The sequence below is a fragment of the Stappia indica genome (assembly GCF_001696535.1).
Lineage (GTDB): Bacteria > Pseudomonadota > Alphaproteobacteria > Rhizobiales > Stappiaceae > Stappia > Stappia indica.
The window spans coordinates 581403-592352 of record NZ_MBQE01000004.1 but is presented as its reverse complement, the minus strand read 5'-3'; the positions used below and the strand labels follow the sequence as shown (position 1 = coordinate 592352).

9 protein-coding genes are annotated in these 10950 nt (G+C 67.7%); 4 read left to right on the top strand and 5 right to left on the bottom strand.

Translation table 11 applies throughout. The features are described 5' to 3' along the window. Positions 1-8: 8 nt before the first annotated feature. Together BBX35_RS16915 and cueR are read right to left on the bottom strand one after the other, a co-directional pair. A complete protein-coding gene (locus BBX35_RS16915; RefSeq protein WP_244271647.1) occupies positions 9-428 on the bottom strand; it encodes a c-type cytochrome in 420 nt (139 codons plus the stop codon). After that, positions 425-838, bottom strand: a complete 414-nt coding sequence (cueR, locus tag BBX35_RS16910) for a Cu(I)-responsive transcriptional regulator (protein WP_067222360.1) — start codon at positions 836-838, stop codon at positions 425-427. The genes BBX35_RS16915 and cueR overlap by 4 nt, the downstream gene beginning before the upstream one ends. 269 nt (positions 839-1107) lie before the next feature. Here cueR and BBX35_RS16905 point away from each other — a divergent pair, with 269 nt between their 5' ends. The 3 genes from BBX35_RS16905 (at position 1108) to BBX35_RS16895 (ending at position 4977) form a co-directional block, all read left to right on the top strand. Next, entirely contained in the window at positions 1108-2238 is a 1131-nt protein-coding gene (locus BBX35_RS16905) for a saccharopine dehydrogenase family protein (protein ID WP_067222357.1), read from the top strand. Between the two features lie 177 nt (positions 2239-2415). Next, positions 2416-4530: a potassium/proton antiporter gene (locus tag BBX35_RS16900; protein WP_067222354.1), complete on the top strand. Its 2115-nt coding sequence runs from the start codon at positions 2416-2418 to the stop codon at positions 4528-4530. 135 nt (positions 4531-4665) lie between these two features. Beyond that, the gene (locus BBX35_RS16895; protein ID WP_141687886.1) at positions 4666-4977 is read left to right on the top strand and encodes a hypothetical protein; all 312 of its coding nucleotides are present in this window, start codon (positions 4666-4668) and stop codon (positions 4975-4977) included. Positions 4978-4995: 18 nt separating this feature from the next. On the opposite strand, the gene BBX35_RS16890 is transcribed toward BBX35_RS16895, so the two are convergent. Beyond that, positions 4996-5994 carry a ChaN family lipoprotein gene (locus BBX35_RS16890; protein ID WP_067222347.1) on the bottom strand — a complete coding sequence of 333 codons (999 nt, stop codon included), beginning with the start codon at positions 5992-5994 and terminating at the stop codon, positions 4996-4998. Between the two features lie 122 nt (positions 5995-6116). After that, entirely contained in the window at positions 6117-7310 is a 1194-nt protein-coding gene (locus tag BBX35_RS16885; RefSeq protein WP_067222344.1) for an acetyl-CoA C-acyltransferase family protein, read from the bottom strand. 189 nt (positions 7311-7499) lie between these two features. Here BBX35_RS16885 and BBX35_RS16880 point away from each other — a divergent pair, with 189 nt between their 5' ends. Further along, complete coding sequence (locus tag BBX35_RS16880; protein WP_067222341.1) at positions 7500-9224, top strand: hypothetical protein; 1725 nt, start codon at positions 7500-7502, stop codon at positions 9222-9224. Positions 9225-9413: 189 nt separating this feature from the next. Here BBX35_RS16880 and BBX35_RS16875 read toward each other — a convergent pair whose 3' ends face one another. Beyond that, the gene (locus BBX35_RS16875) at positions 9414-10913 is read right to left on the bottom strand and encodes a CoA-acylating methylmalonate-semialdehyde dehydrogenase (RefSeq protein WP_067222338.1); all 1500 of its coding nucleotides are present in this window, start codon (positions 10911-10913) and stop codon (positions 9414-9416) included. Positions 10914-10950 lie beyond the last annotated feature (37 nt).

Below are 10950 nucleotides of genomic sequence, written 5' to 3'. Positions count from 1 at the left end.
GACCCGGCTCAAAAGATGCCGTTGGCGCGCTGCAGCTCCCGCACATAGGCGATGATCGCGGCGACATCCTGCGGGCTCGCCTCGGGCACGGGCGGCATGTCGCCGAACGTCCAGTGGTGCTGGCGAACGCCGCGCGTTGCCGCCAGCAGGAAAGCCCCGTCGGCGTGGTGCCCCGGCTCGTAGATGACATGGACCAGCGGCGGAGCGATCCCCTGCCGTCCGGCCGCGTTTTCACCGTGGCAGCTCGCGCAAAGGGCATCGAAGGCGGTTCTGCCCTCGGCGGCAAGACCCGACAGCTCCGGCACGCTCACCTCCGCCATGGCAGATGCAGGCTGCGGCTCGGGTTCGGGCTGCGGACGCAGGACCACGACGAGCGCTGCGACAGCAAGGGCGGCCCCGCCGAGAAGCAGGCCCTTTGGCGAAATCACGAGTGGCCGCCGCAGGACGGCCCGCTGCCTCTCGCCAGATCCTCGAGGATCGGGCAGTCCGGCCGCGCGTCGCCATGGCAGGAGTCCACCAGCCGGGTCAGCGTTGCCTTCATCGAGCGCAGTTCGGCGATCTTGCGCTCCACCTCGCCGATCTTCTCGATCGCGACCGCGCGCACATCGGCGCTCGCCCGGTGCTCGTCGTCGTAGAGCGACAGCAGCACGCGGCATTCCTCGATGGTGAAGCCGAGGCTGCGCGCGCGCTGCAGGAACTGCAGCCGGTGGATGTCCGTCTCCGAATAATCGCGATAGCCGTTGCCGGCCCGCGCCGGGCGGATCAGCTCGATTTCCTCGTAATAGCGAATGGTCTTGGGCGGCAGGTTGGCGAGAGCCGCAGCCTCTCCGATGTTCATGGCATGTCCGACATTTGATCCCGATTGCAGTCATGATGCACCTTCCAGCGGGTGGAAGGTCAAGCACGGGCAACCCCTCACCGAGCAGATTCGCGGGTTCCCATGCCAGCCTGCCCGTCCCGCACGACCCGCGCTTTCCTGTTCCGACGTTTCGTCGAACCGACCGGCATTTCACCGGAAAGCGAGCCACCGTCGGCGCACTGTGTCCTGATGCCCGGACATGGTCCGGGATATCCTCATGGAAACAACATCCAGAGGAGAGTTCCATCATGACTGTCTGGCCGGTGCTCATCGTCGGTGCGGGAAAGATCGGCCGCACCATCGCAGCCCTGCTCGCCGCCACCGGCGACTACCGCGTCACCATCGCCGACCGGGATGCGGCCGCGCTTGCCGCCGCACGGCGTCCGGACATTGCCGTGGCGCAGGTCGATGTCGCCGACGAGGAGGCGCTGGTCGCGGCGCTTGCCGGGCAGCGCGCGGTGCTGTCGGCTGCCCCGTTCTTCCTCACCCAGACCATTGCGCGCGCGGCCAAGCGCGCCGGTGCGCATTATCTCGACCTGACCGAGGACGTCGCCTCGACCAAGGCCGTGAAGGCGCTCGCCGAGGGCGCGCAGACGGCCTTCGCCCCGCAATGCGGCCTGGCGCCGGGCTTCGTCTCCATCGCCGCGCATGATCTTGCCGGCCGCTTCGACGCGCTGGAGAACCTGACCCTGCGGGTCGGCGCCCTGCCCCGCTATCCCACCAACGCGCTGAAATACAATCTCACCTGGTCGACCGACGGCCTCATCAACGAATACTGCAATCCCTGCGAGGCGGTGCTCGATGGTGAGCGGGCGCTGTTGCAGCCGCTGGAGGGCTACGAGACCTTCTCGCTGGACGGCATCGACTACGAGGCGTTCAACACGTCCGGCGGCCTCGGGTCCCTCGCCGAGACGTTGGAAGGGCGCGTGCGCAACCTGCGCTATCTCACCGTGCGCTATCCCGGCCACCGCGACATCATGCGGCTGCTGCTGACCGACCTCGGCCTCAAGGACCGGCGCGACCTGATGCGCGACGTTCTGGAAACCGCCGTCCCGATCACCCGGCAGGACGTGGTTCTGGTGTTCATCACCGCCTCCGGCCGGCGCGGCGACCAGCGCGAGCAGATGTCGGCGGTGTACCGGGTGACGGCGCAGGATGTCGCCGGCGAGACCTGGAGCGCGATCCAGATCACAACCGCCTCGGGGATCTGCGCAACACTGGACATGTTGCGCGACGGAACGCTGCCGGCACGCGGCTTCGTCACGCAGGAGGCGATCCCGCTCCACGCCTTCCTCGCCAACCGTTTCGGCCGCGCCTACGGCCAGGACAGCGGCGCGCTCGGTGCCATGCCGGCAGAGGCGAGACGCAGCGCGGCGTGAGCTGAAGGACTTTCGAGAAGAAAAATCGCATGGCGGTGCCTGGCACCGCCATTTTTTTAACTCATATCAATACAATACCCATGTGACGCCCTGCTTCGGGCGCGATTTGCCGATAACCGAGAGGTCATCACGGTCCAGACACGGCGCACTCGCACCGCGCCCGGAGAATGCCCGCCCATGTTCGAGACGCTCAACCTGCTGATCCTGATCGCCGCCGGGCTTGTCGCCCTCTCGGTGTTCACGTCGCTGGTGAGCTTCCGCGTCGGCGCGCCGTTGCTGCTGGTCTTCTTGCTGGTCGGCCTTGCCGCCGGCGAGGACGGCCCGGGCGGCATCGCCTTCTCCGACACCCGGGCCGCCTATTTCATCGGCTCCATCGCCCTCACCTTCATCCTGTTCGACAGTGGTTTCCGCACCCGGCTGGCGACGTTCCGCCTGGCGGCCGCGCCTGCCGTGGCGCTGGCGACATTGGGCGTCGTGCTGACCGCGGGCGTCGTCGGCGCAGCGGCGCATTACCTGTTCGGCTGGGCATGGACCGACGGCCTGCTGCTCGGCGCCATCGTCGGCTCGACCGACGCGGCCGCGGTGTTCTTCCTGCTGCGGGTCGGCGGGGTGAACCTGCGCGAAATGATCTCCGCGACGCTGGAAGTCGAATCCGGCTCGAACGACCCCATGGCCATCTTCCTCACGGTGACGCTGATCGGCATGATCACCGCCGGCTCGATGGAAGCGGATGCGGCGGCCGGCGCCGAACTGATCCTGGAGTTCGTCCGGCAGATGGGCCTCGGCCTGCTCGGGGGACTGGCCGGCGGCTACGCCATCGTCCAGATCGTCAATCGCATCAAGCTCGAGGCCGCGCTCTATCCCATTCTGGTGCTGGCGCTGGCGCTGGTCCTGATGACCGTGACCACCCTGGTCGGCGGCAGCGGCTTTCTGGCGGTCTATGTCGCCGGCATCCTGTGCGGCAATGTCCGCATGCGCCAGCAGCCCTCGCTCAAGAAGTTCCAGGGCGGCACCACCTGGCTCAGCCAGATCGGCATGTTCGTCACGCTCGGCCTGCTGGCGTCCCCCTCGCAGTTCGGCGACGTGGCGCTGCAGGGCTTCGGCCTTGCCGCCGTGCTGATCTTCCTCGCCCGCCCCTTCGCGGTCTGGCTCTGCCTGATGCCCTTCGGCTTCTCCCGCAGCGAGATCGCCTTCGTGTCCTGGGTCGGCCTGCGCGGCGCCGTGTCGATCCTGCTCGCGATCCTGCCGCTGATTTCCGGCCTGCCGAACGCACAGGAGATCTTCAACGTCACCTTCCTGATCGTGCTGACCTCGCTGGTGTTGCAGGGCTGGACGATCCGTCCGATGGCGCGCTGGCTGAAGCTGACCGTGCCCGCGCGCATGGGGCCGGTCGACCGTATAGAGCTGGAGCTGCCCGGCGGGCAGGATCACGAGCTGGTCGGCTACACCGTGCATCCGGCGAGCCCGGTCGCCCGGGGCGAGCGCATCCCCCGCTGGGCGCGGCCGGTGGTGATCCTGCGCGATGGCCGCAACATCCGCCTGCAGAAGGCCGGCAAGCCGCAGCCCGGCGACCGGCTCTACATCCTGGCCAGCCCGCGCCAGGTGCCGGTGCTCGACACGCTGTTCGCCGCCGCCACGCAGGAAGAGAACGACCCGGCCCTGTTCGGCGACTTCGATCTCGATCCGGAGACCCGGCTGGCCGAGCTCGGCGCGCTCTACGGCTTCCATGTCAACAAGGCCGACGCGGACCTGACCTTGCGCGCCTTCATGACCCGCGAACTGGGCGACGACGTGGAGCCGACCGACCGCGTCGCCTATGGCGATATCGACCTGGTGGTTCGCGCCATCGACGACGACCACGTGATCACCGCCGTTGGCCTTGCCGTCGAACATGTCGAGCCGGCGGAACCGACCCTGCCCTTCTTCTTCTCGCGCGAGGACTTTTCCAAGGTCGCCCGCCGCATGGCGGGGCGCATCCGCCGCAACCGGGCCCGCGCCAAGGTGATGGCACGGCGCAAGAGCTCCTACGACCGCAAGGACGTTTCGGAGACCTCGAGCGAGCCCGCCTCGGACGATCTGCAGCAGCCGGCCGGCGGCGAACAGGCGCCCGCCCGGGACACGTCCACCCCCGCTCCGGCGGCAGGCCCTGCGGTCAGGCGGCCGGCAACCGCCTCCGCCCGGCAGGACGACGAGGAGGACGAAGCTCCGTCCGAACGCCAGCGCGAGGACCGGGACGACGAGCCGGGCGATGCGCCGCGTCTTGCCGCGGCAGGCCACGACGAGACCCGCTGATCTCGCCGCCGCCAGGCTACAACTGAAAAAGACGACATGCGAAAAACATGACCTGAGGGGGAAGACCTTCTGGCGATGCTCGCCTATGGTGCGGCCGTCACAATGTCTTTCATTTCATGTCATGGACCATTCAGCATGCACCGATTGACTGCGCTTGCCCTCGTCATTGCCTCGACCTCCCTGCTTGCCGCCTGCGGCTCCGCACCCAAGCGGCAGGGGCCTCCTCCGGAGTTTTTCATCTTCTCGGACTGCACCAAGGAGGCGAAGCTGGAGGGCTTCTCCACGATCCGGCAGAGAGTGAGCGTCACCAACGGCGTTGCCGCTCCCTTCAGCTTCGACAGCTTTGCGCTCGGCGAGCGCGAAATGACCGATGCGGAAAAGGAAGCGGTTCGCCAGTGCTACGACGCCAAGGTCGCCAGCGGAGCCGCATCGGCCCCCGCCCCCTGAGCCGTTCGCCTGCGGCCGTTACTTCTTGCCGCCGAACCGCTCCTTCAGCCCCTCGCAAGGATCCCCGCGATCCTTGCGGGGCGTGAACCAGAGATAGTCGTAAGGCGGCGGCACGTCCGCCGCCCCGCCGGCGTAAAGCGCCGGGTCGCTCTCGCCTTCCCTCACCTCGACGAAGCCGACGGCAACGGCCTCCGCGTCCGGCGCGCGCCATGCGAGATAGCGCGGCACGCCGAGATCCTTGCGGACATGGCCGCTGCCGGCGATCAGCACGGCCCCGTCGCCTCCGGCCGAGATCATCGCATCGGCGAGCCTTGCATCGCGCAGCCGCTGGACGGCAACGAGCGGGGTCAGCGCCTCGCGCGGCATCATCCCGCAATGGCCGTCGAACAGCGTGTCGAGCATGACACCGTCCGCCGCCTCGCCCAAGGGCTCGGAAAGCCGCAGCGCCGCCACCTCGTCCGCGCCGAGCACCGACATCCCTTCCGCGGCGATCCTGCGGCGCTCCTCGCGCGGCGTATCGCCGGCAACGACCGGCAAGCCCCGCGCGACCGCGACCTCGATCACCGGCCGGTAGATCGCATAGTCCGGCCAGCCGCTTTCCGCCCAGCCAAGCGCCTCGCCGAAACCCTCCGCCGTACCCTTGCCGCTGGCGAGATAGGCATCGACATCGCCCTGCCGGTCGCGCGGCAGCATCTCCAGCACCACGGCGGGCTTGCGCGCGCCCTCCCCGGCCGCCGCCGCCAGCAGCTGCGCCTGCAACGCGTGATGGTCCGGGTTGTCGTGGATCTCGCCGAGCAGCACGAAACGCGCGCCGGCGACCGCCGTTTCCACCTCCGCCGGCGGCACGAAGGCGGACCGTGCGACCGACCAGACGCGCCCCGACAGCGGATGATCCGCGCCGTCCGTGAGAGTGAAGCCGCCCGCCGGCGCGCCGGTGGCTTCCGCGCCCGTGGCCGGGAGGCCCGCAAGCGGGACGAGCGCGAGGGTGGCGGCAAGCCGCAGGGCGAACAGGGTCATGTCTTCGCTTCCATGGGTCGCGCGAACGGAATCGTCGCCGCCCGCAGGGACGGGCAGCGACAGGCTGGCAGATGGGGCCCTCCCGGCAAAGGAAAAGCCCCCGGGCACGAGAGGCTGCCCGATCAGTCGGCGTTGAGGTTCTCGATGGCCAGCGCGATGCCCTGGCCGCCGCCGATGCACATGGTGACGAGGCCGTAGCGGCCGCCGGTACGCTCCAGCTCGTAGAGCGCCTTCACCGTGATGATGCAGCCGGTGGCGCCGACCGGATGGCCGAGCGCGATGGCGCCGCCATTCGGGTTGACCCGGTCGGAGGGGAAGCCGAGCTCGCGCATCACCGCGCAGGCCTGCGCCGCGAAGGCCTCGTTGGATTCAATAAGGTCGAAATCGGCGGCCGTGAGGCCGGTCTTCTCGAACAGCTTCTGCACCGCCGGGACCGGGCCGATGCCCATCACGTCCGGCTCGACGCCCGCATGGGCGTAGCCGACCAGCCGGGCCATCGGCTTCAGCCCGCGCGCTTCCGCCAGCGCCCGGTCGGCCAGCACCACGGCGGCCGCCCCGTCGTTGATGCCGGACGAGTTGCCGGCCGTCACCGAGCCGTCCTTGCGGAAGACCGGGCGCAGGCCGCTGAGCGTCGAGGGCGAGGTGTCGGGACGTACATGCTCGTCCGTGTCGAAGGTGACGGAGGTCCGGCCGGCCTGCACCTCGATCGGCAGGATCTGCTCCTTGAAGCGCCCGTCGCGGATGGCGAGCCCCGCCCGGTGCTGGCTCTCGACGGCGAGCGAATCCTGTGCCTCGCGGCTGATGTTGTAGCGGGCGGCGACATTCTCGGCCGTGATGCCCATATGGCCGCCGCCGAAGGGGTCGTTCAGCGCGCCGAGCATCATGTCGTGCATGACGGCGTCGCCCATCTTCACGCCGAAGCGGGCACCGGGGCTGGAGAACGGCGCGCGGCTCATGGATTCGGCGCCGCCCGCCAGCGCATAGTCGGCGTCGCCGAGCAGGATCGACTGCGCGGCGGAGACGATGGCCTGCGCGCCCGAACCGCAGAGCCGGTTCAGCGTCAGCGCCGGGGTTTCCACCGGAATGCCGGCATCCACCGCCGCAACGCGCGCCAGATACATGTCGCGCGGCTCGGTGTTGATGACATGGCCGAAGACCACATGGCCGATTTCCTGCGACGCAACGCCCGAACGGCGCACCGCCTCCGCCGCCACCTTGGCGCCGAGCTCCGTCGGCGGCACGGATTTCAAGGCACCGCCGAACGACCCGATGGCCGTACGCACGCCCGACAGGAACACCACTTCACGCTTCGACACTGCTACCACTCCGCAATCCTGAGGTAAGGCCAACCTATCCGTATTTCTCCATACGCGTAAGGAGGATTCGCGCTTCCGAAAGCATCCGCTTTCAGGCTAACACTATTGCAGGTTTTGACTAAGGTCTTCATTGAAAGGCCCTTCTGCCCGCAAGCAGCGAGCTCCGAAGGACCACGGCAGGAGTCAGGTTTGGCAGCGGACAAGCTCAGGCAAGTGTTCAGCCCGCGGGACGAGAAGCTCTTCCCGCTCCAGGTCGGCGAAGTGCATGTCAGGCAGGGCGACCCGGTTGAGGCCGGCACCCTTTTGATGACGCTGAAGACGGCGACAGGCAAGACACTTGCCATGCGGTCCCCGCTCGCCGGGAAGATCGCGGTCCTCGCTGCGGGTGCGGGCGACAGCCTCGCGAGTCCGCGCGCGCTCGTCTCCATCAACGAGGAAGTGGCTGCGGCAGCCGAAAGCCAGCCGGAACCGAAGCCGGAGCCGCAACCAACTCCCTCCCCGGGTCCCGCGGAGGCCCCGCGCGCCTCCTCCCCGGATGCTCCGGCGAACGCTCCGACTGCCGCCGCACCCTCTGCAGAAAAGCCGAAACGCTCCCTGCGCAAGCCCCTGATCGCCGCAGCCACTGTGGCGGCGATAGCAGCTGCCGGATACGCGCTGATCGAGAACAATCGTCCTCGGGATATTCGCAGCACGGCATCAGCCACCCGAACCACCCCGACCGAGCGCCCCAGGACGACCACGGGGGCCGGCGCCGCGGTCGCCAGGCCGTCCGTGCAGCAACCCAAGACCTATTCGGGACCGCTGTCGAAAGCCGTCATGAAACAGCGCGACGTCAGCGCGACGGGCCTGGGATGGCGAGACGACGGCGGCTTCACGGGACATGGGTCGATTCGCGTCGATTTTCCCAACGGCCGAATGGAGCAATGCGCTGCCGTCCTGATCTCCAACCGCTATGTCGCCGTCACACGGTATTGCGCCGAGCTGAATCTTCGCTCCCACAGCAAACAGGACGGGATGAAGATCACCTTCGAGACCTATCGTCCCGTGACGACGTCCGATGGCCGCGGCGGACGTCAGGACATTCGCGGCTTCTGGCGCGTGTGGAGGGTCAGCGCTTCGGCCATGCATTTCTGGCCGCGTCCGGTCGATGGTGCGGAATCGCTCATCGCCCTCGTCGAGCTCTCCGAACCGGCGCCCTCCGAGATCGGCGCAGCCGGGTTCTGGCGCTTCAGCGAAAACGCAGCACCGCCGTTCGCCGTCCTGCGGAACCAGTCGTTCCTCGAGCCGGACAAGTTCTTCTACCGGGGCGTGAGCTGCAGGTACTGGATGTCCAAGCCTGCGGACGTGCCCACGAGCAGCAAGCCGACGCTGCTGCGCATCGACCCGGACTGCGAGGAAGCGAAGGAGCTCACGTCTGGCACCCTTCGCGTACCGTACACCGACGGCAAGACGTACTTCACCGGCTTCTTCTTCAGCATTGAGTCGAAAGGCAACGAGAAGGAAACACTCGCGGCGACCTTCTCGAAGGCCGACGATGCGATCCTGTCGGGCGGCAAGAAGGGCAACCTGCCTCCCGGCTATGTCACGCTGACGGTGTCCGGACGGCTCGAAAAATCGCGCGGTACCGGCATCCTGCTATCCAACCCTTGCACGAGCGAGCGCGAGTTCGTCCTTATCGCCTCCGACAGGAGCAAGCGCGAAAAGCGGCAGTGGGAGTATCGATTGAGACCCGGGGCAACGAGTTGGGCGGACATGTCCCTTGATAGCAGATTTGAATCTTTCGGCCTGAACCAGGCCGGCAGCGGCCGGAGCGCGGGCACCGAGCGCATCAAGTTCAAGGGCTCCAACTACAATCTGGTGCCCTTCAACAACAAGGCGGACGTCAGCATCATGGCCACCGCCTCCTGCAACTGACGCACGGCACCTCGCCGCAAACAGGAAACCCGCGCCGGCGAACCGGCGCGGGTTTCTGCGTTTTGAAGACTGTCGCCGGGCCGATGGCGGTCTCGACGCGGACTGACGTCCGCTTACACTCGACCGCGTTCGCCCCTTCGATCGTGCCACCGGCACGATCGATCCGGCCCCGAAGGGCCGGACCAGGACTCACTTCATCGTCGGAATGACGAACTCGGCGCCGTCCTTCAGGCCCGACGGCCAGCGCGAGGTCACCGTCTTGGTCCGCGTGTAGAAGCGGAACGCATCCGGGCCGTGCTGGTTGAGATCGCCGAAGCCGGACTTCTTCCAGCCGCCGAACGTGTGATAGGCGAGCGGCACCGGGATCGGCACGTTGATGCCGACCATGCCGATGTTGATGCGGCTGGCGAAGTCGCGGGCCGTGTCGCCGTCGCGGGTGAAGATCGCGGTGCCGTTGCCGTATTCGTGGCTCATCGGCAGCTCGAGCGCCTCGTCATAGTCCTTGGCGCGCACGACCGACAGCACCGGGCCGAAGATCTCTTCCTTGTAGATCGACATGTCCTTGGTGACGTTGTCGAACAGGCAGCCGCCCATGAAGTAGCCGTTCTCGTAGCCCTGCATGGTGAAGTTGCGGCCGTCGACTGCGAGCGTCGCGCCTTCCTTCACGCCCTGGTCGACCAGACCCTTGACGCGGGCCAGCGCCTGGGCGGTGACGAGCGGGCCGAAGTCGACGTCGTTGCCGGCGGTGTAAGGCCCGATCTTCAGCGCCTCGACGCGCGGGATCAGGCGCTTCATCAGCGCGTTGGCGGCTTCCTCGCCGACCGGGACGGCAACCGAGATCGCCATGCAGCGTTCGCCGGCAGCACCGTAGCCGGCGCCGATCAGCGCATCGGCCGCCTGGTCCATGTCGGCATCCGGCATGATGATCATGTGGTTCTTGGCGCCGCCGAAGCACTGCGCGCGCTTGCCGTTGGCGGTGGCACGCGAATAGACGTAGGCCGCGATGGAGGTGGAGCCGACGAAGCCGACCGCCATGATGTCCGGATCGTCCAGAACGCCGTCGACCGCTTCCTTGTCGCCGTTGACGACGTTGAGGATGCCGGCCGGCAGGCCCGCCTCGATCATCAGCTCGGCGAGCATCATCGGCACGGACGGATCACGCTCCGACGGCTTCAGGATGAAGGAGTTGCCGGCGGCAATCGCCGGGCAGAACTTCCACATCGGGATCATCGCCGGGAAGTTGAACGGCGTGATGCCGGCAACGACGCCCAGCGGCTGGCGCATGGAGTACATGTCGATGCCGGGCCCGGCACCTTCCGTGAACTCGCCCTTCAGCAGGTGCGGGGCGCCGATGCAGAACTCGGCAACCTCGAGACCGCGGATGATGTCGCCCTTGGCGTCCGGAATGGTCTTGCCGTGCTCGCGCGACAGCGCCTCGGCGAGCTTGTCCATGTCGCGATGCAGCAGGTCGACGAACTTCATCAGCACGCGGGCGCGCTTCTGCGGGTTCTGGGCGGCCCATGCCGGCTGGGCGGCAGCGGCGTTCTCGACCGCGGCGCGCAGCTCTGCCTGCGAGGCGAGCGCCACCTTGGCCTGAACCTCGCCGGTGGCCGGATTGTAGACGTCGGCAAACCGGCCCGAGGTGCCCTCGACATGCTTGCCGCCGATGAAATGTCCGATTGTCTTCATGGGTCGTTCTCTCCCTTGTGGCGCAGCCCGCACGATG